Origin of the sequence: Vibrio sp. B183 (assembly GCF_000740665.1) — a bacterium.
GTDB lineage: Bacteria > Pseudomonadota > Gammaproteobacteria > Enterobacterales > Vibrionaceae > Vibrio > Vibrio coralliilyticus.
This window is the reverse complement of record NZ_JPQB01000002.1, coordinates 260914-285705: the sequence shown is the minus strand read 5'-3', so window position 1 is coordinate 285705 and position 24792 is coordinate 260914. Positions and strand designations below refer to the sequence as shown.

At 45.5% G+C, this 24792-nt stretch carries 23 protein-coding genes and 1 riboswitch; of the genes, 17 read left to right on the top strand and 6 right to left on the bottom strand.

Features of this window, described 5'->3' with window-relative positions; translation table 11 throughout:
* Positions 1-90: 90 nt before the first annotated feature.
* From uvrB to luxU, 3 genes are all read left to right on the top strand, one after another.
* On the top strand, positions 91-2121 hold the full coding sequence (uvrB, locus tag IX95_RS01475; RefSeq protein WP_006963019.1) for an excinuclease ABC subunit UvrB: 2031 nt from the start codon (positions 91-93) through the stop codon (positions 2119-2121).
* Positions 2122-2384: 263 nt separating this feature from the next.
* The gene (gene luxO, locus IX95_RS01470) at positions 2385-3779 is read left to right on the top strand and encodes a quorum-sensing sigma-54 dependent transcriptional regulator LuxO (RefSeq protein ID WP_019275536.1); all 1395 of its coding nucleotides are present in this window, start codon (positions 2385-2387) and stop codon (positions 3777-3779) included.
* 3 nt (positions 3780-3782) lie between these two features.
* Positions 3783-4127: a quorum-sensing phosphorelay protein LuxU gene (gene luxU / locus IX95_RS01465; RefSeq protein ID WP_029236080.1), complete on the top strand. Its 345-nt coding sequence runs from the start codon at positions 3783-3785 to the stop codon at positions 4125-4127.
* Here luxU and IX95_RS01460 read toward each other — a convergent pair.
* A complete protein-coding gene (locus IX95_RS01460) occupies positions 4113-5000 on the bottom strand; it encodes a YvcK family protein (protein WP_019275535.1) in 888 nt (295 codons plus the stop codon). The two genes, luxU and IX95_RS01460, sit on opposite strands and share 15 nt — an antisense overlap.
* Before the next feature lie 179 nt (positions 5001-5179).
* A riboswitch (molybdenum cofactor riboswitch) is annotated at positions 5180-5317 on the top strand.
* On the opposite strand from IX95_RS01460, the gene moaA reads away from it, so the two are divergent.
* From moaA to moaE, 5 genes are all read left to right on the top strand, one after another.
* Positions 5306-6295: a GTP 3',8-cyclase MoaA gene (gene moaA, locus IX95_RS01455; protein ID WP_038156196.1), complete on the top strand. Its 990-nt coding sequence runs from the start codon at positions 5306-5308 to the stop codon at positions 6293-6295. (Overlaps the previous riboswitch by 12 nt.)
* 89 nt (positions 6296-6384) lie before the next feature.
* Positions 6385-6897 carry a molybdenum cofactor biosynthesis protein B gene (moaB, locus tag IX95_RS01450; RefSeq protein WP_006963014.1) on the top strand — a complete coding sequence of 171 codons (513 nt, stop codon included), beginning with the start codon at positions 6385-6387 and terminating at the stop codon, positions 6895-6897.
* Positions 6898-6909: 12 nt separating this feature from the next.
* On the top strand, positions 6910-7389 hold the full coding sequence (gene moaC / locus IX95_RS01445; protein ID WP_006963013.1) for a cyclic pyranopterin monophosphate synthase MoaC: 480 nt from the start codon (positions 6910-6912) through the stop codon (positions 7387-7389).
* Entirely contained in the window at positions 7386-7631 is a 246-nt protein-coding gene (gene moaD, locus IX95_RS01440) for a molybdopterin synthase sulfur carrier subunit (RefSeq protein ID WP_038156193.1), read from the top strand. Before moaC ends, moaD begins: the two co-directional genes overlap by 4 nt.
* On the top strand, positions 7631-8086 hold the full coding sequence (gene moaE, locus IX95_RS01435) for a molybdopterin synthase catalytic subunit MoaE (protein ID WP_038156191.1): 456 nt from the start codon (positions 7631-7633) through the stop codon (positions 8084-8086). The genes moaD and moaE overlap by 1 nt, the downstream gene beginning before the upstream one ends.
* A 43-nt stretch (positions 8087-8129) precedes the next feature.
* Here the strand turns inward: moaE and IX95_RS01430 are convergent, their stop codons facing one another.
* Positions 8130-9083, bottom strand: coding sequence for a GGDEF domain-containing protein (locus IX95_RS01430; RefSeq protein WP_038156189.1), 954 nt, complete (start codon positions 9081-9083; stop codon positions 8130-8132).
* 85 nt (positions 9084-9168) lie between these two features.
* Here IX95_RS01430 and nrtS point away from each other — a divergent pair, with 85 nt between their 5' ends.
* From nrtS to IX95_RS01400, 6 genes are all read left to right on the top strand, one after another.
* Positions 9169-9378, top strand: a complete 210-nt coding sequence (gene nrtS / locus IX95_RS01425) for a nitrate/nitrite transporter NrtS (protein WP_038156187.1) — start codon at positions 9169-9171, stop codon at positions 9376-9378.
* Between the two features lie 114 nt (positions 9379-9492).
* Positions 9493-9909, top strand: a complete 417-nt coding sequence (locus IX95_RS01420; protein ID WP_006963008.1) for a CBS domain-containing protein — start codon at positions 9493-9495, stop codon at positions 9907-9909.
* 79 nt (positions 9910-9988) lie between these two features.
* Entirely contained in the window at positions 9989-11455 is a 1467-nt protein-coding gene (locus tag IX95_RS01415; protein WP_038156185.1) for an MATE family efflux transporter, read from the top strand.
* Positions 11456-11512: 57 nt separating this feature from the next.
* Positions 11513-13816 (top strand): zinc/cadmium/mercury/lead-transporting ATPase, encoded by a 2304-nt coding sequence (locus tag IX95_RS01410; protein ID WP_038156183.1) that lies wholly within the window; start codon positions 11513-11515, stop codon positions 13814-13816.
* A 268-nt stretch (positions 13817-14084) separates the two neighbouring features.
* Positions 14085-14843, top strand: coding sequence for a uridine phosphorylase (udp, locus tag IX95_RS01405; RefSeq protein WP_038156181.1), 759 nt, complete (start codon positions 14085-14087; stop codon positions 14841-14843).
* A gap of 219 nt (positions 14844-15062) precedes the next feature.
* A complete protein-coding gene (locus IX95_RS01400; protein WP_038156179.1) occupies positions 15063-15791 on the top strand; it encodes an outer membrane beta-barrel protein in 729 nt (242 codons plus the stop codon).
* Positions 15792-15826: 35 nt separating this feature from the next.
* Here IX95_RS01400 and IX95_RS01395 read toward each other — a convergent pair whose 3' ends face one another.
* The 4 genes from IX95_RS01395 to metG all read right to left on the bottom strand — a co-directional run bounded on the left by IX95_RS01395 (position 15827) and on the right by metG (position 20218).
* Positions 15827-16297, bottom strand: a complete 471-nt coding sequence (locus tag IX95_RS01395) for a hypothetical protein (protein WP_021458408.1) — start codon at positions 16295-16297, stop codon at positions 15827-15829.
* Positions 16298-16370: 73 nt separating this feature from the next.
* Positions 16371-16955, bottom strand: coding sequence for a winged helix-turn-helix domain-containing protein (locus IX95_RS01390; protein ID WP_160174989.1), 585 nt, complete (start codon positions 16953-16955; stop codon positions 16371-16373).
* A gap of 187 nt (positions 16956-17142) precedes the next feature.
* The gene (locus IX95_RS01385) at positions 17143-17955 is read right to left on the bottom strand and encodes a hypothetical protein (protein WP_019276533.1); all 813 of its coding nucleotides are present in this window, start codon (positions 17953-17955) and stop codon (positions 17143-17145) included.
* Positions 17956-18157: 202 nt separating this feature from the next.
* Entirely contained in the window at positions 18158-20218 is a 2061-nt protein-coding gene (metG, locus tag IX95_RS01380) for a methionine--tRNA ligase (protein ID WP_038156172.1), read from the bottom strand.
* A gap of 155 nt (positions 20219-20373) precedes the next feature.
* On the opposite strand from metG, the gene apbC reads away from it, so the two are divergent.
* The 3 genes from apbC to IX95_RS01365 all read left to right on the top strand — a co-directional run bounded on the left by apbC (position 20374) and on the right by IX95_RS01365 (position 24680).
* Positions 20374-21447 carry an iron-sulfur cluster carrier protein ApbC gene (gene apbC / locus IX95_RS01375; protein WP_038156170.1) on the top strand — a complete coding sequence of 358 codons (1074 nt, stop codon included), beginning with the start codon at positions 20374-20376 and terminating at the stop codon, positions 21445-21447.
* Positions 21448-21682: 235 nt separating this feature from the next.
* On the top strand, positions 21683-22324 hold the full coding sequence (udk, locus tag IX95_RS01370; RefSeq protein WP_006962998.1) for a uridine kinase: 642 nt from the start codon (positions 21683-21685) through the stop codon (positions 22322-22324).
* Positions 22325-22481: 157 nt separating this feature from the next.
* The gene (locus tag IX95_RS01365; RefSeq protein WP_038156168.1) at positions 22482-24680 is read left to right on the top strand and encodes an AsmA family protein; all 2199 of its coding nucleotides are present in this window, start codon (positions 22482-22484) and stop codon (positions 24678-24680) included.
* The last annotated feature ends 112 nt before the right edge of the window (positions 24681-24792 follow it).

The following is a 24792-nucleotide window of genomic DNA, read 5'->3' as shown; positions in this document are numbered from 1 at the left end:
AGAGGGTTATTTTTTCTCTAGCTATTGTTTCTGTATATTTATACAGTCAAAATAGACCGAATTTATTCTTCATGTGCGGGTGAGGTGCAAATGAGCAAAGTTTTTGATTTGGTTTCGGATTACCAACCGTCAGGTGACCAGCCAACAGCGATTAACCAGTTACTGGAGGGGTTGGATTCAGGTCTCGCTCATCAAACTTTACTGGGGGTTACTGGCTCAGGTAAAACTTTTACCCTTGCCAATGTGATAGCACAGGCTCAGCGCCCTGCGATTCTACTCGCACCGAATAAAACTTTGGCTGCACAGCTTTATGGTGAGATGAAATCATTTTTCCCTAATAACGCTGTCGAGTACTTCGTCTCTTACTACGACTATTACCAGCCTGAAGCCTACGTACCGACTACCGATACATTTATAGAGAAAGATGCCTCTGTAAACGCCCACATTGAACAAATGCGCCTGTCCGCGACCAAAGCCTTACTTGAACGCAAAGATGCCATTATTGTGGCTTCTGTTTCCGCAATTTACGGTTTGGGTGATCCTCAGTCTTATCTACAAATGATGTTGCACGTACGCCGCGGGGATGTAATGGATCAGCGAGATATTTTGCGCCGTCTGGCTGAATTGCAATACAGCCGCAACGATGTGGCATTTGAGCGAGGACAGTTCCGTGTTCGTGGTGAAGTGATCGATGTTTTCCCTGCGGAATCCGATCAAGATGCGGTACGTATTGAAATGTTTGATGATGAAATCGACTGTATCAGTATCTTCGATCCACTGACGGGTGTGGTCAAGCAGCGCGATTTGCCTCGTTTTACCATCTATCCGAAAACGCACTATGTTACGCCAAGAGATAAGATCTTGGATGCGATTGAAAATATTAAGGTTGAATTAGAAAGTCGCAAAAAGCATTTGTTGGACAACAACAAGCTACTTGAAGAGCAACGTATTTCTCAGCGGACTCAATTTGATATTGAAATGATGACAGAGCTTGGCTTCTGCTCTGGTATCGAAAACTATTCTCGCTACCTCAGTGGTCGCAGTGAGGGCGAGCCGCCACCGACCCTATTTGATTACTTGCCCCATGATGGTTTGTTAGTGATCGACGAATCTCACGTAACCGTGCCGCAAATTGGCGCCATGTTCAAAGGTGACCGTTCACGTAAAGAAACGCTGGTGGAATTTGGCTTCCGTTTGCCTTCTGCTTTGGATAACCGGCCGCTCAAATTCGAAGAGTTTGAATCTCTCGCACCACAAACCATTTTTGTATCCGCAACGCCAGGTAACTACGAGCTAGAGAAATCAGATGGCGAGGTGGCTGATCAAGTCGTTCGTCCAACAGGTCTGCTTGATCCTGAATTGGAAGTTCGTCCAGTGGCGACTCAGGTGGATGATCTGCTGTCCGAAATCCGTATTCGATCTGCTAAGGACGAACGTGTGTTGGTCACCACGCTAACAAAACGTATGGCAGAAGATTTAACAGAGTACCTGACGGAACATGACGTACGTGTTCGTTATCTCCACTCTGATATCGACACGGTTGAACGTGTGGAAATTATTCGAGACCTGAGACTGGGTGAATTTGACGTTTTGGTCGGGATCAACTTGCTGCGAGAAGGTTTGGATATGCCGGAAGTGTCGTTGGTCGCTATTCTGGACGCTGACAAAGAAGGTTTCCTACGTTCTGAGCGTTCGCTGATTCAGACTATTGGTCGTGCGGCACGTAATATTAGTGGTAAAGCTATTCTTTATGCCGATAGTGTAACGAAATCTATGCACAAGGCGATGGGAGAAACCAACCGTCGTAGAGAGAAACAACAAGCCTATAATGATAAGATGGGCATCGAGCCGCAGGCACTGAAACGTAATATTAAAGATATTATGGAACTTGGCGATATTGCTAAGAGCAAAAAACAACGAACTAATAAGCAGGTTCCGTTGTCCAAGGTCGCAGAGCCGTCCCAGTCTTACAATGTGATGACACCGCAACAGCTTGAAAAAGAGATTAGCAAGTTGGAAGCACAGATGTATCAGCATGCTCAGGATCTGGAATTTGAAGCGGCGGCTGAGAAACGAGATCAAATTGAAAAATTGCGTCAGCAGTTCATTGTGAATAGCTGATTTCGTGTTATGGCCTCCGACTGACAGATAAAAAAATAGCCAGTAGAAATAAATTCTATTGGCTGTAATTTGTGAATACTAAGTTCACTAACAACGTCAGTTGGCTAGGTGACCCATAAGGGTCAATGTTATAACAGCATTTAACGTGCCAATTTTTTTACGCCAATTTTAGGGCGTTTCTCGTTTTTTAAGCATTAAATTTGCAAAATGCAAAGCGCAATGCAATCATTTATACAAATTGCGAAGAAAAATTCGGCTAGGTTATGCAACATAATACGCAAACACAAAAGTCCAAATATCTTTTGATGGTTGAAGATACTGCGTCGGTCGCGGCGTTGTACCGTTCTTATCTCACCCCTCTGGGTATCGATATCAACATTGTTGGTACCGGGCGTGATGCCATTGAAAGCCTCAACTTTCGCACTCCTGATTTAATCCTATTGGACCTTCGTCTTCCCGACATGACAGGTATGGATGTTTTGCATGCAGTGAAACAGAAAATGCCTGATGTTCCAGTGATCTTCATGACGGCCCATGGCTCGATTGATACCGCTGTAGAAGCGATGCGCCATGGTGCTCAGGATTTCCTTATCAAACCGTGTGAAGCAGACCGACTCCGTGTCACGGTTAACAACGCTATTCGCAAAGCGACCAAGTTGAAAAATGAAGCTGATAATCCGGGTAACCAGAATTATCAAGGCTTTATCGGTAGTAGCCACACTATGCAGGCTGTGTATCGTACCATCGACTCCGCCGCATCCAGTAAAGCCAGTATTTTCATCACTGGTGAAAGTGGTACGGGTAAAGAGGTGTGTGCAGAGGCCATTCATGCGGCAAGTAAGCGTGGTGACAAGCCCTTCATCGCGATCAACTGTGCGGCTATTCCAAAAGATCTGATTGAAAGTGAATTGTTTGGTCATGTGAAAGGCGCGTTTACCGGCGCTGCCACTGATCGACAAGGCGCGGCTGAGTTGGCTGATGGAGGCACGCTGTTCCTTGACGAACTGTGTGAGATGGATCTGGATCTGCAAACTAAGCTACTACGCTTTATTCAGACGGGTACCTTCCAGAAAGTCGGTTCTTCGAAAATGAAAAGCGTCGACGTGCGTTTCGTCTGTGCAACCAACCGAGACCCTTGGAAAGAGGTGCAGGAAGGTCGCTTCCGTGAAGACTTATATTATCGTTTATACGTAATTCCTTTGCACCTACCTCCTTTGAGGGAGCGTGGCGATGATGTCATAGAAATTGCTTATTCTCTGCTAGGCTTTATGTCTAAAGAGGAAGGAAAAGACTTTGTCCGACTGGCACCAGAAGTCGTAAGCCGCTTCGCTCAATACGAGTGGCCGGGTAATGTCCGTCAATTGCAAAACGTACTGAGAAACGTCGTGGTTCTTAACAACGGTGAAAACATCTCCATGGATATGTTGCCGCCTCCATTGAATCAGCCGGTCGAAAATCAGATCAGGGTAGACTTGCAGGACAAAGACAGTTTTTCTGTGCATGACATTTTCCCTCTGTGGTTAACAGAGAAGAAAGCTATTGAGCAAGCGATTCAGGCCTGTGAAGGGAATATTCCTAAAGCCGCGGGCTATTTAGACGTCAGTCCATCAACGCTTTATCGCAAGCTGCAAAACTGGAACACGAAGGAAACACAGTAATCGATCATGGAAGTGTTAAATCAAACTAAAATAGACCGACTGGCAAGTGAAATTGGTGCTGACAATGTACCGATTTTGCTTGATATCTTTCTTGGGGAACTAGCGCAGTACATCGAAAAGCTCAGTACCGATGAAGGATTGGATAAAGATGCTTATCTCAAAGAAATTAGCCATGCCCTGAAAAGCAGTGCTGCAAGTTTCGGGGCTGAATCTCTATGTGCGTATGCGGTGGAAGTGGACGCGAAAGCTAAATCAGGTCAGACGCTCGATATCTCAGCGACACAGCAACAGATGGTTGCGCTGCTGAGTGAAACCCAACAGCGCTATAAAGCGTTACTCGCACAATAACGACTCAACGGCAGACTGCAATTTGCTTCTGTCGTGTCGCCAGTCTCGATTTGGTGAAGCGAGAGGTGTTGTTATGCAATTCCAATCGCTTAATTCAGGGTGAGGTTCTTCACCCAAAACCACATCAATTTTTCTACCGCGGCAGGCACGCTCGCACCATTCCAGTTTTTCTTTCAGAGTCATCTTACCCGCAGGACCGTATTCAGGAGAGAGGTTTTCAACGAAAACAAGCTGGGCCTTTTGGTTGTTTTCGATTGCGCGGCCAATTTCAGGTAACAGCAATGGTGGCATAATACTGGTTAGAAAACTGCCCGGACCAAGAATGATCGCATCCGCTTGTTCTATCGCAAGTACACCCTCACTGGTTGCGGGAACTTCAGGCTCCAAGTCGAGACGAACCAGTTTTTCAGGCATTTCATCGACACTGGTTTCTCCTGTTACCCACTGACCGTTAGGAGCAAGCGCTTTAAGGTCAGCAGGGTGTTCTGTCATTGGGATGATATTCACATCGACTTTAAGCATGTTACGGATAAGGTTGATGGCATCCAAAGGTCGAACTGACAGGTTATCGAGGCCAGTCAGCATTAAGTTACCTAAGTTGTGGCCATCCAATTCGCCAGACCCTTTGAAGCGATATTCAAACATCATCGAACTGATTGAGGGTTCGGTAATTAACTGGTTGATGCAGTTGCGGGTGTCACCCCAAGCGATGCCGCCCTGACAATTACGTATCCTACCAGTTGAGCCGCCATTATCTGTAGTGGCAACAATGCCTGTCGCATTCTCACCAAAGTCTTTCAAAGCCGCCAGCATGCGTCCAAGGCCGTGACCACCACCAACGGCGACTACTTTTTTCGTGCAGTACAGAGTCATTAATTTTGTTCTTATTTGATCATATTCATCTACAATCTAGAATAATCGAACCGTTCAAAGTACTCAATACGGGGTATTTTGGGCGTTGGGTGTGATTTTTTTATCTTGAGGGTAGAAACACGCACAATTATTAAGTATTTTATCGTCAGCTACTGTTGTTAAGCATTGGTCTTAATAGGCAGTTGCCATAACTCCGAGCTCATCAGGCTAAGTTCATAGTGAATAAGCGTGCTGAGCCAGTGACAAATTGTCACAAGGGCATAATTGGAAATGATTATCGCCTCCCGTGTTTGGAAAGGTGTTCCGTGGCGCAACAATTCGAAGATAGATTTCATCGCAAGTTTTATTACTTGCGTCTCTCTGTTACAGATGTCTGTAACTTTAAATGCACATATTGTCTGCCTGATGGTTATAAGCCTTCGGGAAAGAAAAACTCGTCTTTTTTAACGCTTCCTGAGATCAAACGTGTGGTTAGAGCGTTTGCTGACTGTGGTACGTCGAAAGTCCGTATTACTGGTGGTGAACCGAGCTTGCGTAAAGACTTCACTGATATCATTCATACTGTGGCCGAGACCAAAGGCATCGGTAAGGTGGCAACGACCACCAATGGCTACCGAATGGAGAAGCAGGTTGCTGACTGGAAGCAGGCTGGACTGACACATATTAACGTTAGCGTTGATAGCCTCGATCCTCGCATGTTTTATCAGATCACTGGTGAAAACAAATTTACCGAAGTGATGGCTGGTATCGACCGCGCCTTTGAAGTCGGCTATGAGCAGGTCAAGGTGAACGTGGTATTGATGAAAGACCTCAATTCTCATGAGTTGCCAGCGTTTCTAAACTGGATCAAAGACCGCCCAATTCAGCTGCGTTTTATTGAACTGATGCAAACTGGTGAGATGGATCAGCTCTTCCACAATCATCATGTTTCAGGTGTAGCGATTCGTAATCAGCTGATTGCCAATGGTTGGCTACTTAAAGCGCGTGCAAACAACGATGGGCCTGCTCAGGTGTTTATTCATCCTGACTATCAAGGCGAAATCGGTCTGATTATGCCTTATGAGAAAGACTTTTGTGAGAGCTGTAACCGCTTACGTGTATCGGCCAAAGGCAAATTGCACCTGTGTCTGTTTGGTGAACATGGTGTTGAGCTGCGTGATTTATTACAGCAAGACTCGCAAGAAAATGCGTTAATTCAGCGTATTCAGGAGCAGTTACAGACTAAATCAGTGAGCCACTTCCTCCACGATGGTAATGCGGGCATGACGCCGCATCTGGCGTCGATTGGCGGCTAAACGCTGATACTCAATTCTCAAATCATATTATGTTGGGCTAAGCCTCAGCTTGGCGCAATCTGAACAAATCGAAATAGGTAGGTGAACAAATGGGTCACGCAGAAAGTAAATTTCAACCAGCAAACATTGCCGTGTTAACCGTCTCTGACACACGTACAGAAGAAAATGATACTTCTGGCGCGTATCTGGTTGAGAACGCAAAAGAAGCGGGTCACAACGTTGTGGACAAGCAGATCGTGATTGACGATATGTACAAAATCCGTGCGATCGTTTCTCAGTGGATTGCGGATGAAAGCGTGCAAGCTGTGATGATTACCGGTGGTACGGGTTTTACCTCTCGCGATAGTACACCTGAAGCACTGAAACCTCTGTTTGACAAAGAAGTAGAAGGTTTTGGTGAGCTGTTCCGTCAGGTGTCGTACGAAGAAATCGGTACATCGACCATTCAATCACGCGCGATTGCGGGCTTTGCGAACCATACTGTCATCTTTGCAATGCCGGGTTCGACAGGTGCTTGTCGTACTGGCTGGACAAAAATCATTAAGCAGCAGTTGGATGCCAGCCATCGCCCTTGTAACTTCATGCCACACCTTTCTGTATAAGCAGGTAGCACTATGAGTCAGTTCACTCACATTAATGCCTCCGGTGAAGCCAATATGGTCGACGTATCGGCAAAAAATGACACTGTGCGTGAAGCGCGAGCTGAAGCTTTTGTTCATATGGCACCGGAAACCTTGCAGTTGATCGTTTCGGGTCAACATCATAAAGGGGACGTGTTTGCGACCGCTCGTATTGCAGGTATTCAGGCAGCGAAGAAAACTTGGGATCTGATCCCGCTTTGCCATCCGCTTCTTCTTTCAAAAGTTGAAGTTCAGTTGGAAGCGATTGAATCTGAAAACATGGTTCGTATTGAGTCTGTGTGCAAACTTGCAGGTAAGACCGGGGTTGAGATGGAAGCCCTAACTGCGGCGTCAGTGGCTGCGTTAACCATCTACGACATGTGTAAAGCGGTGCAGAAAGACATGGTGATTGGTCAGGTTCGTCTGCTGGAGAAAACCGGCGGCAAGTCAGGTCATTTTAAGGTGGATGCATGATTAAAGTACTGTTCTTTGCTCAGACCCGTGAATTGGTTGATACCGATGAACTTGAACTAGAAGCTCGTTTTGAGACCGTTGAAGCACTACGCGCAGACCTTGCTACCCGTGAAGGTAAATGGGACTTAGCGCTGGAGCCTGGTAAATTACTGGCAGCGGTTAACCAGTCCATTGTGCCTTTTGAGCATCCTTTGAACGATGGCGATGAAGTGGCTTTCTTCCCTCCTGTGACAGGAGGTTAATGATGGAACGTGTGTCTGTTCAGTTCGAAGATTTCTCTGTTGGCGCTGAGTACGCAGCTCTCGCACAGGGCACAGCCTCTGGCGCCGTCGTTACATTTGTTGGCAAAGTACGAGATATGAACCTTGGCGACAATGTTACAGGGCTCTCTCTGGAGCATTATCCGGGGATGACAGAAAAAGCACTTGGCGAGATTTGTCAGCAGGCTGAGCAGCGATGGCCTTTGCTTGATGTTCGTGTCATTCATCGTGTCGGTGATTTGGATATTGGCGATCAAATCGTATTTGTTGGTGTATCTAGTGCGCACCGCGGTGCGGCGTTTGAAGCTTGTGAATTCATCATGGATTATCTAAAGACCAAAGCACCATTCTGGAAAAAAGAACGCACTACGGAAGAGACTCGCTGGGTTGAATCCCGAGAGTCGGATGCGAAAGCTGCTGAACGTTGGAAATCATAAAGAAACAGGCCCTTCTTGATGACGGGCCTGTTTTGTATTTGATTTACATTTTGTGGATGGTGCCTCGTTGGTGTTTTTTGGCAAAGAACAAGGCTTTGTCTGCAATTCCCACAAACTTTTCTGCGGTCATATCTGCGGGGATTGGATCGCAATGACGAATCCCAACGGTAATTGTCAGGTATTGAGAAACGTGTGATGTCCTATGCTCTAGCGCGAGTTGCGCGATCGCATCAAGTAGGTCTTGTGCGTGCTGAATACACATATGTTCCGATATGCCGGGAACAAACACCAGAAACTCATCGCCGCCATAACGAAAGCAAAGATCGTTGTTGTGCGCCCACTGTTTGATTGCACTACCGACCGCTTTTAATGCTTCATCTCCTTTGATGTGCCCATAGTGATCATTGAACTCTTTAAAGCAATCGATATCGATCATAAACACGGCTGCTCCCATGCCCTTTAATCTTGCCAGATCAATAGAATCTGGTAATAAAGCATCCATGGCATAGCGGTTATAAACTTGGGTCAAGTGCTCCATTAAGGTCAGCCGCTCGAGCTCATTTTGCTGCTCTGCCAGTTTATTGAGAGCGCGTTGATATTCAGAGATGTTGCGTACGGTCCAAAGCACATACTCCGTATTGGGTAAAGGGATTACCAGAGCGCTAAAGTATTGGATCTCTGCTGGTCCCTGGATGCCTTCAAAGCAAGTGAGGTCTTTGGGATCAAGCGAGTAGCTGAGCTCAGCGGGTTTTTGATTATCGATGACATCAACAATCACTTGACTGAACCACACTGCTTTGTCTGCAGGTAGCACCTGATATTGATTGAGCCCGATTAGTGATGCTGGGTTGTGATGGCGTTTGGTGTCTGTGCCACCCCAAGCCTCAACATAGATACCGGATTTATTGATCAGAAAGGTCGGTTCAGGCAGTGATTCAAAAACAGCATGCATGAGGTCTGGGTTTCTGGCGACTGCCGCTGAAAATGTCGAATTCACGAGCCTCATCCTTAACTGCTTTCTATCTTCTAACTATAGTTTATTCAGAGAACACAGTACTTATACAAACATAAGGCTCAATAAGATGAATATGCAAATGGCGAAAAGAGCGCTGATCATTGCGGCGGTGGTGGGCACCTTACTCAATCTGATCAATCAGTATGATGCAATTCTGGGAGAAGGTTCTGTGAATTGGGCCAAAGCGTCTTTGACCTACTGCGTGCCATTTTGCGTCTCACTATTCAGTAGCTGGTTGGCGGCACGTGACGCTCAGGCTAACTGTCCCAGCGAGTAGTTTTGTGATAGGTAACGCCTATTGGAAAAATTGTTGTTTTCAATTTAGTAAAATCAAGAAATTAGACAACAATTACAATATGGCAAGCGTGACTTGCTCGTTAAGGAGACACAAATGGAATCATTGAAAGTAAGAGATTACATGACATTGCAAGCCGTGACGTTTAAACCTGAAATGTCACTAAGTGCTGCGCTGGAAAAAGTGATGAAGTCGAGTTATCTCGGTGGACCGGTTATTAACGAAAAAGAAGAAGTGATTGGTTTTCTTTCAGGACATGACTTGCTAGATAAACTGGTTAAGGTCAGTTACTACTGTCAGGATACTCACATTGTGTCGGACTGCATGCATCCTGATGTTATTTCGGTTGGTCCAGATACCTCGATTATTGAGCTGGCAGATATGATGCAAGTGGGTAAACCGAAAGTGTATCCGGTGATTGATAACGGCAAGCTCGTCGGCATTATTACGCGTCGAGATGTGCTCAGAGCGGTGGCGAAGAATCTGGACGATTGCTTTAAGCATCCGGTATAGTGAAGTGTTACAAACTGTAAAAGAGGCGCAAATATGCGCCTCTTGTTGTTATTGATACCTGCAAAGTCCGGGGAGAAGCATGCAGAATCAGAGCGCTAAATTTGTTGAAGGTTCAACCATGCGCCACATATTGGTGATGTCCGGCGCAGGTTCTGTTGGTTTAATGGCCCTGTTTGTTGTCGACTTACTGGATATGCTGTTTATCAGTATGTTAGGGCAAGTGGAGCTGGCGGCTGCGGTCGGCTTTGCTGGTACACTGGTGTTTTTCTCTACTTCAATTTCTATTGGTACATCCATCGCAATGGGGGCACTGGTCTCTAAGGCGATAGGGGCTAAGCAGCGCGATCATGCCAGACAACTGAGTAGCAGCATTATTGCCACCGCTTTTGTCATCAGCAGCGTAGTCAGTGTGGTCATGTTTTTCTATATTCCCGAATTGCTGCACGCGATAGGTGCTAAAGGGTACGTGGCAGAGCGCGCCGAAGCTTATTTGAGAATCCTTATTCCGAGTGGCCCTGTGATTGCCATTGCCATGTCTGCGGGCGCGGGCTTAAGAGCAGCTGGAGATGCGAAACGCTCAATGTGGGCGACACTGGCAGGTGGTATTGCTAACGCTATTCTCGATCCAATTTTCATCTTTGGTTTTGGATGGAATGTGGAAGGCGCTGCAATTGCCACCGTCTTTGCCCGATTTACCGTGCTGTTTTTCTCTATCTATCCTCTGATTCGTGTTCATAACTTGGTTGCGCGCTTGTCGCTGCCTGCGTGGAGTAACAATCTCAAAGCAATTCTGACTATTGCGATTCCAGCCATTATCACCAATATCGCGACCCCGATTGGCAACGCAATCGTAACAACGTCAATCGCACAATATGGCGAAGATTTTGTCGCAGGTTATGCGGTTATCGGACGTCTGATTCCAGTGTGTTTCGCGGTGATATTTGCTCTGTCAGGCGCGGTCGGGCCAATCATAGGCCAAAACTTCGGAGCAGAGCGATTTGATCGAGTGCGTGATACGTTAAACAATTCACTAATCGTGACCACCACCTACACGATTCTGGTTTGCTTCATTCTCTACTTCGCACAATCGTTGGTGATTTCTGGGTTCAGCTTGAAAGGTGATGCCGCCGTTATCGTCTCCGCCTTTTGTACCTATGTGGCCGTGAGCTTTATTTTCAATGGGGCGCAATTTGTCGCCAACACCTCTTTCAATAATCTTGGTAAACCGCTTTATTCGACAGCATTAAACTTAGGCAAAGCGACGTTAGGCACGTTGCCGTTTGTTTATTTAGGCTCGAGTTGGTTTGGGGCACTGGGCGTGCTGTATGGTCAAGCGCTTGGCTCGATTGTATTTGGCATCCTAGCGACCTTTGTTTTACGCATGCACTTGGCCGATTTAATGAAAGGTGAATCCACTGAGCTGGTGGAGGAAGATCCGTCGATTACCAGTATCAACTCTCAGCCGTTTTGTACTCATGATGCAGTCTTGATTGATGAAGTAGCCAGTCAGAAAGAAATTTTGCCTCAGGAAGCAAAAAATAGTTGACCTTGGAGTAGACTCCAAGGTTTATGATTAAGGTGTACATTCAATGGAGATAAGTTTATGTGCACCAAACATCAAGCATGTCGTTCAGACAAAGTGGCGGTTAATCCTTCAAATACAGGCTCTTGTGCCAGCCCAAAAATTTCAACTATTAAGATGGCAGGCGTAGAAACGGCGGATTCTGGTTGTTGCAGTTCAGACAGTTGTGGTAGTGGCACTGATCCAGCTGATGAGGAAAGTGACTCCGGTCTGTCACAAAACCCTCGAATGACGCAAAGCTGGAAAATCGGTGGTATGGACTGCCCATCCTGCGCGCGAAAAATTGAAACTGCCGTTAACAAAGTTGATGGTGTTGTTGAAGCAAAAGTTCTGTTTGCGACAGAAAAATTGGTTGTAAAAGTAGACCACTCTGGTGTGGCGCAACTGGTTGAACAAACTATTCTTGATACTGGCTTTAGCTTTGCCAGCCCCAATTCTTCTAATCAAAAAACGGCTTCTGGCTGGAAACATATCTTCAAGCAAAACGCCCAGATTATTGCCATTGCTTCGGCGATGGCGGTTGCAGCAGTGCTCAAACCGGCTCTTCCTCTAGTCAGCGAATGGATGTTTATCCTAACGTGTTTGGCTGGCCTGTATCCCATCGGTAAGAAAGCCATTGTATTAGCCAAATCAGGTACGCCCTTTGCTATTGAAACTCTGATGAGTGTGGCAGCACTTGGTGCTCTTTATCTGGGGGAAACCGTCGAAGCGGCTATGGTATTACTGCTGTTTTTGATTGGTGAGCAGTTAGAGGCCTTTGCGGCTTCTCGTGCCCGCAGCGGCGTGCAAGCCTTGATGGAATTGGTGCCGGAAACCGCGACCAAAATCATTGACGGTCAGCGCGTTGAAGTCTCAGCCAGTGAGTTACAACCTGGCGATATCATCGAGGTCTCGCCCGGAGCAAGATTGCCTGCAGATGGTAAATTGGTCGGTGAAGTAGCCAGTTTCGATGAAAGTGCACTCACCGGTGAATCCATTCCTGTCGAGCGTTACCAAAATGAATCTGTCATGGCTGGTGCCGTTGTGGTGGACAAAGTGGTGCGCTTCACGATTACCTCTAAACAAGGTGAGAACGCCATTGATCGTATTCTTCATCTGATTGAAGAAGCAGAATCACGTAAAGCACCTCTGGAACGTTTCTTAGATAAATTTAGCCGTTGGTACACGCCACTCATGATGCTGGTGTCGCTGTTTGTGATTATCGTACCGCCAATGTTCTTTGCTCAGCCTTGGGAAACTTGGGTATACCGCGGCCTAGCATTGCTGTTGATTGCGTGTCCTTGTGCTTTGGTGATCTCCACACCAGCAGCGATTACATCAGGGTTGGCGGCAGCAGCAAAACGTGGGGCTCTAATCAAAGGCGGAGCGGCGCTAGAACAGCTTGGAAAGATTGAAACCATCGCCTTCGACAAGACGGGTACTTTGACCAAAGGTAAACCGGAAGTAACGGACATCATTACTCTTGGTGATGTGAAAGAGTCGGAGTTGCTTGAGAACATTGCGGCTATCGAAGTCGGCTCAAGTCATCCGCTGGCTGTCTCGCTGGTTAACAAAGCCAAATCAGCAGGTATTCACTTACCAGAAGCTTTGGACAAACAGGCATTGATAGGTAGTGGTGTTCGCGGTGTGGTGAATGGGGTTGTGTATCAGGCAATTGCACCAAGTAAGCTTGGGTTTGAGATGAGCGGTGATATCGAATCTCGTATCCAGCAGATGGAAGAGCAGGGCAAAACGGTAGTAGTAGCCGTGCAGAACGAAAACACAGTAATGGGCCTGATTGCTTGGCAAGATACCTTGCGTGAAGACTCCGCGCAAGCAGTGAAAGCGTTGAGAGGCTTAGGCATCAATTCGATTATGTTAACGGGGGATAACCCGCGCAGTGCGCAAGCGATCAGCTCAATGATCGACATTGATTTCAAAGCCAGCCTGCTGCCTCAGGATAAAGTAACCTATGTTGAGGAGCTGTCCTCCAACGCGAATGTCGCTATGGTTGGTGACGGCATCAATGATGCTCCTGCGATGAAAGCATCAAGCATCGGTATTGCTATGGGTGGCGGTACGGACGTTGCTCTTGAAACCGCAGATGCTGCAATCACTCACAACCGTTTAGTGGAGCTGGCAGGTATGATTGAGCTGTCGCGTGCGACACTAAGCAATATTCGTCAGAATATCTTCTTAGCTCTGGGTCTGAAGGGCGTGTTCTTAGTCACTAGTTTATTGGGTATCACTGGTCTCTGGGTCGCAGTTTTAGCGGATAGTGGGGCAACAGCGATTGTGACATTGAATGCGCTTCGACTGTTGAAATTCAAATCTCAGCAGGATTAGTTCAAAAAGGACGTTTCTGATTAAACGCTCTGCCTCTGTATCCAAGGTACAGAGGCTGTTTTTTATGCAACACGAGAAGCCAATTTGTATAAAAGTGTGATGCCAACCGATTTTATGTGCAATGCTAATATTGTTTGCGCTCATCATTGTGAGTTTTATCACTCTTTGGTGGGCGTGAGTTAGATAAAGTATTCCTGTACCCGATGAAATTTATAGAACGAACAGGTTCGTGTGTTGAACCAAGTTTCGTCAAACTAAGGAGCCCCCTATGTCTCAAGCCGTATTTCACTTAGGCGTTACTGAAGCTGATCTTGTAGGTGCAACATTAGCGATTATTCCAGGTGACCCTGCGCGCGTTCAAAAGATCGCAGAAGAAATGGAGAATCCGGTATTTTTGGCAAGCCACCGCGAATACACGCTTTACCGTGCTGAGCTAGACGGTAAGCCGGTTGTTGTTTGTTCTACTGGTATCGGCGGCCCTTCTACTTCAATCGCTGTTGAAGAGTTAGCGCAGCTAGGTGTTCGTACTTTCCTACGCGTGGGTACAACGGGCGCAATTCAGCCACACGTTAATGTTGGTGACATGATCGTTTCAACAGGTTCTGTTCGTCTAGATGGTGCAAGTCTTCACTTTGCTCCAATGGAATTCCCAGCAGTTGCTGATTTTGAAGTAGCTACAGCAATGAAAGCTGCTGTTGAAGAGTCTGGTGCAGATGTCCACATGGGTGTAACTGCATCTAGTGACACGTTCTACCCAGGTCAGGAACGTTACGATACTTTCTCAGGCCGTGTAGTGAAGCGTTTCCAAGGCTCTATGAAAGAGTGGCAAGATATGGGTGTGCTGAACTTTGAAATGGAGTCTGCAACACTGCTAACCATGTGTGCGAGCTCAGGCTTGAAAGCTGGCTGTGTGGCGGGTGTTATCATCAACCGTACTCAGAAAGAGATCCCAGACCATTCAACGCTAAAAGAAACAGAAGCGCGTTCAATCAAAGTTGTGGTTGAAGCTGCACGTAAGATGCTTTAATCAAGCAAACTTTTCCCTTTCTAAAGCCCTGCTCATTGAGCGGGGCTTTTTATTTACTCTATACACATATGCTCTCAAAAAAGCTAAAAACACGGTTTTAGCTTTTTCAGAACCAGTAAGAAACCTTCCGTTCCTATCTCAGCCTAGCTTCTTTACCTTGTGCCAGCTTTGAACGACAGCCAGTCGTTAGGAATGACACAAGTTTTATGAGGGAAATCCGTGTCAAAAATATTCTTCGCTATCAGCACACTTATTCTAACCAGTCAGTGTTATGCCCTAGAAAACCCATTCGATCACGTTTCAGCTGGCCTGCACATTAGCAATGCGGGTGAGGGACTGTATGGAGACGAGGATGCAAGAGAAGGTTTAGGAGCCTATTTGGATGCTTCTTGGAACTTCTATGATCAGCTTTTTATTCAGGCTCGTTACGATGAGTCAAGTTTAGAGGGAGCTGAGCGTCAGACCAGCAACGCATCTTCGCAGTACTCTGGTAAAGAACATTTTGCGAGCGCGAATCAATACATTGGTCTGGGTTATTTCTTGTCGTTGGGTAGATTTAAACCATATGCCGCTGTTGGTTGGAGTGATTTTAAAACGAGCCGAAGGTATTTCACCAATGAAGAATACGATTCTATGAACCCACAAGACTATGTCGCTGTTACTGATGAGGTGAACCGGTTTGAAGGTGGAATGTCGCTGGAGTTAGGAAGCGTCGTTAGCTTAAGTGACAACGATAGACTGAACATTTTTTACAACATCAGTTATTTCGAAGAGGACGGCATGGACATCTATAAGCACGAAATCCACTTAAACAATGACTATTACTTTTCGAAGCACTGGGCGCTCAACACCAATTTTGTCTATCGAGAGCTAAAATTTGCAGATTTTGATTTGGAAAAAAAAGCGAACGACAACATTTTTCAGATAGGGGCGACGTACTCCTTCTAGACAGATTTAGCTGCCTCTTCGGTAAGAGGCAGCCTCTATTCTCTAGTGATCATTAGCGTTTTTAGTTCACCTTCTTTTGCTTCGACTATCAGCTTATCTTTGTCACGATAGATAACGTTGAATGAATCGACCAAGGTCAAGTCTTCAGAAAAGTACAGTTGTGTGTAGGGTTCCGAAATCAGCTCCGGTAGTGAAGTCTCTTGCATTGATTTAGTTTTAGAAACGATCTGATAGGCATATTCGGCATCTTTATTGAGTTGGCCAAATACAGAGAAGACTTCAGTTCGTGGCAGCTCATTCCCTTCTAGGATGAGTGTTGCATGAAAGCTACCATCTTCATTGATCAAAATATTGATATTCTCTTGCCACTTTTCTGCTTTGTATGGGTGAGTAATAATATTGCTGTTGAATACGCCACCTCTGAAATTAATATCACTTTCAAAAACAACAGAACCCCAAAGCGCTAAAGAACTAATGATAAGTAAAATATAATACCGCTTCATCATTCATTGCCCCATTTTTTATAAATACATCCCATTCTTCTTTATCAATAAAGTAATTGTTACTACTCTTATTTTTTTAACTAAATGTTGATAATTCATAAGTGTCTTTATTCTTATAATAAAAATAAGAACATTGGCAGGGCATTTCCTTTATTCTATCGATAAGCTCTTGAGGTAAAGGCTGATCCTTGCGTTTTAATACCGTCTTAGTTGATATTTTCATAATGTGGTATTGTTCATCAATAAAGGTTGTATTAAAAAAGTAATTGTTACTGACAGACCACAGCGCAGTGCTAAGCATTATCGCTGAAAGGGAGACAATACTTGCTTTGATGAATTTTTTGGGGGCTTTTTCAACTCGAGAGGCGGCCATATTCTCGCTTTCTCTTTCAACACGTTTTGCTTCAAAATAATTGCAAACCCACATATAGCCTTTATTGGGAATAGTTTTTATTTCGATGGTTTTGGAGTGTCGAGTTGCTGAGCGAAGATTAAAAATAGCTTTGTGTAACGAGGAGTCAGTAACAATACTGTCTGGCCAGCCTACTGAGATAAGGTGATTCTTTGATATGACCTGATTATTATTTTCCATAAAGTGGATAATAATCATTAGTTCATTATAGTTTAGTTTGTTTTCATGACTATCTATTTCTATAGACATTTCTTTTCTGTCTAAGATTAAGTCATCACAATAATAAACGATACTATCGTTTTTACTCATAGAAAAATAGAATTAAGATTTTAAGTCAATTCTATAATTTTAGACTAAGTTGTAAAGTTTGAATTAAGATATTTTATGTAATTTTTACATTATAAGAGCGCCACAAATCATGTGGCGCTACTACTCATTAGTTAAAAGCAACTTTAGGCAGGGGTAAATACAAACTTTCAGTGATGTTTGACAACATCTGGTCGTACACCTGAGAAATGATTAGGGAGATGTCTGTCGTCAATTGGTATAGCTCTTCTACGGAAAGCACCATGTCATCGGAAGCCCCGATTTCAGACAAAGTATGCATGGACTTTGAGCTTAGCGGTGAGGCAATCGACATTGGGCAAATCAGTGATAGCTGATTGAGCTTACGCCTAGATTTATCACAATAGTATTTCACACGCAGCATTCCTTCAGGGTAGTGAGCTTCCTGAATGGAAACACGCAGTTGAGTGAGCACTTCCATGCTGTCGAGGACTTGTTGCCAGTTAAGGTGATACTCATCACTCAATTCTCCTCGCCCAGATTCGATCAACCAAGCGATGGCGACTTCATCCATTAAGAACATACAGTGGCGAATGGCGTGTCCGTGAACGACTTGATTGCGAGCGATGGAACGATGAGACCACTCTTTATGTAATCCCTTGAGTTTCAATTGCAGAATTCGATACATAGGTTTGTTTTCAAACTGTGCAACTGCAATAAGCTCGCCCGATTTCTCCATCATTTGGTCATAAATTCGTTCTAACTCAGGAAAGCTCTGAGATTGATTTTGGTTGGATAGCGCTTGATGAGTGAGTGATCTGTGCTGTCGACCAAGCAGCAAAACTTGCCTAAGTAATACGAGAATATCGAATTTTCTCTGTAGTGTCGTTTGACGATGTTTTGAAAAGTGAAACAGCGTCAGCAAAATGCCTACGGATATAATGATAGAAATGAGTACAAACATGACTGACTCCTTGTTGCTTGATACCTCTTAATGGGTAGAGCAGCTTTGATGCCAGAACTTTATCTATTATATTTCAATAACTTAATTTTATTAGGTACTCTTCTGTGCTCTTAGAAGGTGCATGAACTCACCAAAAGTGTGAAATAGGGCACAAAAAAGCCCCGCTATAAAGCGGGGCTTGTGTAACTAAAAGTCAGTTGACTTACATGACACGCATGCCTGGCTGGGCACCTTCGTGCGGCTCTAGGATCCAAAGATCACTGCCACCTGGGCCTGCTGCCAGTACCATGCCTTCAGACATGCCAAACTTCATCTTACGTGGTTTAAGGTTTGCCACCATCACCGTGTGCTTACCGATCAGATCTTCAGGTTTGTAAGCGGACTTAATGCCTGCAAATACCTGGCGCACTTCACCACCGATATCCAGTTTCAATTTGAGAAGCTTGTTTGCTTTTGGTACTTCTTCACACTCAACGATTTTAGCAATACGAAGATCAACTTTCGCAAAGTCATCGAATTCGATTTCGTCCGCAATTGGCTCTTTATCAAGCTCAGTCTGGCTCGCTTGGTTCTTGGCTGCTTCTGCCGCTTCTTTTGCTGCAACTTCTGCTGCTGCATCTTCTTTTGAAGCTTCAACCATTGCTTCAACCTTCTTAGGATCGATGCGGTTGAACAGTGCTTTGAACTTAGTGATTTCGTGACCAGTCAGTGGTGCAGCGATACCTTCCCAAGTCAGTTCTTCGTTTAGGAAGCCTTCAGTTCGCGCAGCAAGCTCTGGCATGACTGGTTTTAGGTAAGTCATCAGAACGCGGAATAGGTTAATACCCACAGAACAGATGTCTTGCAGTTCTTGGTCTTTACCTTCTTCTTTCGCTACAACCCACGGTGCTTTTTCATCAACGTATTGGTTTGCTTTGTCTGCTAGCGCTGTGATTTCACGGATAGCACGGCCAAATTCACGAGTTTCAAAAAGCTCTGCGATACGATCAGCGGCTGCAACGAATTCGTTGTATAGCTCAGGCTCTGCGAACTCTGAAGATAGCTTGCCTTCAAAACGCTTAGTGATAAAGCCTGCGTTGCGAGAAGCTAGGTTAACGATCTTGTTGACCACGTCTGCGTTAACACGCTGAGTGAAATCTTCAAGGTTAAGGTCTAGGTCATCGATACGGCTGTTTAGCTTCGCTGCGTAGTAGTAACGTAGGCACTCTGGGTCAAGGTGATTCAAGTAAGTTGCTGCTTTGATGAATGTGCCTTTCGACTTAGACATCTTAGCGCCGTTTACGGTCACGTAGCCGTGGACGAATACGTTGTTTGGCTTACGGAAGCCAGAGCCTTCAAGCATTGCCGGCCAGAATAGAGAGTGGAAGTAAACGATGTCTTTACCGATGAAGTGGTAAAGCTCAGTTGTGCTGTCTTTCTTCCAGTACTCATCGAAATCTAGGTCATCGCGCTTGTCACATAGGTTTTTGAATGAACCCATGTAGCCGATAGGGGCATCTAGCCATACGTAGAAGAACTTGTCTTTCTCACCTGGGATTTCAAAGCCGAAATACGGTGCATCACGAGAGATGTCCCACTGTTGAAGACCAGACTCAAACCACTCTTGCATCTTGTTCGCTGTTTCAGCTTGAAGTGAGCCAGAGCGTGTCCACTCTTGCAGCATGCTTTCAAACTGAGGTAGATCGAAGAAGAAGTGCTCAGAGTCTTTCATTACTGGCGTCGCGCCAGATACTGCTGATTTCGGGTCAATCAGTTCAGTTGGGCTGTACGTCTCACCACAGTTGTCACAGTTGTCGCCGTATTGGTCTTCTGACTTACACTTAGGACATGTTCCTTTTACAAAACGGTCTGGTAGGAACATCTCTTTCTCAGGGTCAAATAGCTGAGAAATAGTACGGCTAGAAATAAAGCCGTTCTTTTTCAGCTCTAGGTAGATATGTGAAGCCAGCTCACGGTTCTCTTCTGAGTGTGTGCTGTGGTAGTTATCAAAGCTAATATCGAAGCCAGCGAAGTCTTTCTGGTGCTCTTCACTTACTGCAGCGATCATCTCTTCTGGCGTAATACCCATCTGTTGTGCTTTTAGCATGATTGGCGTGCCGTGAGCATCGTCAGCACAGATGAAGTTTACAGTGTTGCCACGTAGGCGTTGGTAGCGAACCCAGATGTCAGCTTGAATGTGCTCGAGCATGTGACCTAGGTGAATCGAACCGTTAGCGTACGGAAGGGCACAAGTGACCAGTAGTTTTCTTGGATCGTTTGCCATACTTAATAATCGCTTCTTAAGGTGTATAAAAATAGAGAGTAATACTACCTTATCCCACCAGTGACTCCAAGGAGTCATCAGCGTGATTACCTTAGTTTTTTCGGGGTTCAGTCCTGCGCTGCTCAGTGCTACGATTAGATGCATAAGGAGGACCTATGCGTCATTTCACTTCAAAGCAAGATTTTTGTACTTGGTTAAACCAATTTGAGCACCCGAGCTTAGCTCCTCAATGGGCATCTGTGGCCAATATTGTTACGGTCGGAGCAAATGCTATCCAAATCGCCATTCCATTTGCCGCGAAAGCGCTCGTTAGCGAATTGTCTGAATGGGTTCAGTCTCAGCAACAAGGTGGTGAGGTTGCTGCTTTTAAATGCGAGATTACCGTGGCACCTAAACCATTGGAAACTCATGTCGGCCATGAAGTTAAAGGGGTGAAAAATGTCATCGCAGTGACATCTGCGAAAGGCGGTGTCGGTAAATCCACAACTTCAGTCAACCTAGCGCTCGCCATGGCGCAATCTGGGGCAAAAGTCGGGTTACTTGATGCGGATATTTATGGGCCGTCCGTACCTATGATGCTTGGTCAGCAAAATGCGACACCGGTTGTTCGCGATGATAAGTGGATGCAGCCTATTGCTGCGCATGGCATTTACACACATTCGATTGGTTATCTGGTATCGAAGGATGAAGCAGCCATCTGGCGCGGGCCGATGGCGTCTAAAGCGCTGGCTCAATTGCTAAATGAGACAGAGTGGCCAGAGCTGGATTATCTGGTGATCGATATGCCACCGGGGACGGGAGACATCCAACTGACACTCGCGCAGCAAATTCCTGTGACCGGAGCTGTGATAGTGACCACACCACAAGATCTCGCATTAGCAGACGCGCGCAAAGGTGCGGCAATGTTTGAGAAGGTGCAAGTTCCAGTAGTGGGGTTAGTCGAGAACATGAGTTACCACATTTGTAGCCATTGTGGTGGTAAAGAACACATCTTTGGAGCGGGTGGCGCCGAGAAGATGTCGAGTGAGTATGGTCTAGACTTATTGGCTCAGATTCCTCTGCACATCTCTATGCGTGAAGACATTGATAACGGTTGTCCGACGGTAGCAGCGCGTCCAGCTTCTGAACATGCAGCTCAGTATATTCAACTGGCTGAATCCGTATGTGCCCGAATGTACTGGCATGGCAAAGAAAAGCCAGCATCCATCCAATTTACAATGGTCGAGTAACGATAAAATGAGTGCTTTTTAAGCACTCGTTTCTTCATCTTATAGCTTGTAATCGTTTGCGTTGCGCTTATTTATTCCATTTGTAGGTTTGGGCTAAATCCTCACTAGTAACTGCAAGCCGAACTCCCTATAATCAGGCGGTTTATCTATTACACACTAATACACAATGTGTGCTTTTATGCACAATGCTAGTATTAGAACATGACACCAATTCAATTCATCGGGTGCAAGAATAATGTCTGATAATAATCAATGCGTCATCGTCGGTATTGCTGGCGCGTCTGCTTCTGGAAAAAGTTTAATCGCTAGCACTATCTACAACGAGCTTCGTGAGAAAGTGGGCGATCATCAAATTGGTGTGATTACGGAAGATTGCTACTACAACGATCAGGGTCACCTGAGCATGGAAGAGCGTGTTAAGACCAACTACGACCACCCGAGCGCGCTGGATCATGACCTTCTGTGTGAGCATCTTGAAATGCTGACTCGTGGCGAAGCAGTCGAAGTACCAGAATACAGCTATACAGACCACACACGTACAGAAAATACCTCATCTATGACACCAAAGAAGGTGATCATTCTGGAAGGTATCCTTCTTCTGACTGATCCACGTTTGCGTGATTTGATGCACGCGACCGTCTTTATGGACACTCCTCTCGACATTTGTTTGCTGCGCCGTGTGAAGCGCGACGTGGAAGAGCGTGGCCGTACAATGGAATCAGTACTGAAGCAGTACCAAGAAACAGTGCGTCCTATGTTTATGCAATTTATCGAACCTTCAAAGCAATACGCGGACATCATCGTTCCTCGTGGCGGTAAAAACCGTATTGCTATCGATGTACTAAAAGCTCACATTGCAAAACTTTTGAAAGCTTAAGCCCTTATCTCATTCAGGCGCTTTATTTTTTATGTAAGAAGTGGCACTTTAAGTGCCACTTTCTTTTTATGTCTCATAAAAGTTTTCCGACAAGACTTATACTTGGGATATTTGTCCACTCACGTCTGGCAATACCCGAATAGCAAGGATAATGCTGATGAAGAAACTGTTCCTATTTATAGCGATTCCTCTAGTAATCATTATCGGTGCTCTATTGGCACTGGTACTTTTGGTTAACCCAAACCAATTTAAACCTCTTATTGTTGAGCAAGCGCAGAAACAAACTGGCCTTGAGCTAGTGATTGAAGGCGATATCAGCTGGCAATTCTTCCCATCTATCGGCTTTGAGCTAGGCAAAACGGAACTGCGTAACCCGCAGGGTTTTAGCCAGCCAAACATGTTCAAAGTTGAAACAGTGGGCGTTGATGTCTCCGTTATGCCTTTATTCAGTCAGCAGCTTGAAATTGGCAACATCACTCTTGATGGCGCAGAGTTTTACCTCGAAACGCTCAAAGATGGCCGTAAGAACATCGATGCTTTGACTCAGGCTCAAAATACGCAGACGGAAGCCGCGACAACGGATACACAAAACACAGAAGCGCCTGCGGATTCTGCTCCGACAGAGTCAAGCCCAAGCCCAGCTTCTGCTCCGACAGAGTCAAGCCCAAGCCCAGCTTCTGCTTGGACGATCAATCTTGCCGGAGTCACAGTATCTAATGCTGCGGTTGAAATTCAGGATAAGCAGGCTGGTTCCTACGCTAAGCTCTACGATGTGTCGCTCAACTTGTCTGAATTTGCAGTAGATACTTGGACCAAGGCAGATTTTGCCGCCAAAGGCGAAAACAACCAGCAAAAGTTCACGGCGCAAGGCAGTGCTGAATTTAAGCTAGCAAAAGGCTTTGCTGAGTATGCGCTGCGTAACATTGATCTCAATGCGAGCTTTAGCGACCCGGCAACCAAGATGGATTCAATCAAGCTAGGATTGGAAACGTTTGAGTTTGATAAGGCAAATGCTTTGACTTACAGCGTTGCAGGTCAAGCTGCTGGCCTAGACATTAATATGAAAGGCGCAGGTGCACTGACGGTCGACAAAGCGATTTCTAAAGTGGTGATGAACAAACTGACTTTGGACGCAACATTCAAAGGCGACTCACTGCCTCAATCGCCAATGAAAGTGGATATGGCGTCTGATTTGACGTTTGATCTGACAAAAAGCCACTTGAGCTTTGTGTTAGAGAAATTAACCGCCAACGCACTTGCTTTTGATGGTAAGGCGGATGTGACGCTAGGTGATATTCCAAAAGTGCGTTTTGCTCTGCACAGTCCAAACATTGATTTGGATGAGTTTCTTGGTCTCAATAAGCCAGCAGAGAATACTTCAGCATCAGATACAGCAGGTACGCAAAATACAGGCTCGACAAGCTCTAGTAGCGCTTCTGCATCTGCAAGTAAGCCACAGGCCGAAGTAGAACCTGATTTGTCAGCGTTGAAGACGTTGGACGTCAAAGGTGACATTACCATTGATAAGTTCAAAGCCAGCAACGCCAGAATGCAGAACGTCAAAGCGAGCTTCTATGTCAATCGAGGTATTGCTGAGTTGACATCTTTCTCGTCAAACTTGTACCAAGGTTCAATTACTGCAACCGCTAAATTGGATGCACGTAAGAGCCCAGCTTCTTACACAGCGAAGAAGAAAATCAAAGGCGTTAAAGTTCAGCCGTTACTGAAAGACGTGGCAAACAATGAAATGCTGGAAGGGACGGGTAATATCGATGTTGACGTTAAAGGCAGCAGTCTGACCCCAACGGGTATTCAGAAAAACTTGGTCGGAACTATTGGTATCAACTTCACCGATGGTGCCGTTAACGGCATCAACGTTGCTCAGTTGATTCGTGAAAACTACGCCAAAATAAAAGGCCAGAAAGTTGAGTCTAGCAATGAGACGCAAAAGACAGACTTTAGTGCGATGAAGGCGACGCTGAAACTGAACAAGGGCAACGTGTCGACCAACGATTTAACAATGCAATCACCACTGCTGCGCATTCGTGGTAATGGTAGCGCCAATTACCTGAATCAAACCGTCGACTTCACGGTTAGTACTTCAATCGTTGGCTCGCTAGAAGGGCAGGGTGGTAAAGACATTGATGAGTTGCGTGATGTAACGATTCCAATCAACATCTCTGGCTCTTGGCAGCAGCCTAAATTCAAGCTTGTTTTCGATGATGTTCTGAAGCAAAAAGCGCAGAAAGAAATTGATCGCGGCCTGAAGAAGCTTGATGAGAAACTGGGTGACAAGATCAAAGATGAAAAGACCAAAGAAGCAGTGAATAGCTTACTGAAAGGTCTATTCAACTAACCCACATGGATATCAATTGAAAGCGCACCCCAGGGTGCGCTTTTTTTGTTTTTGGTCCACTTACAAAGTCATTACAAGTGCTTACAGATTCATATTGTGAATGTGAGTAGAG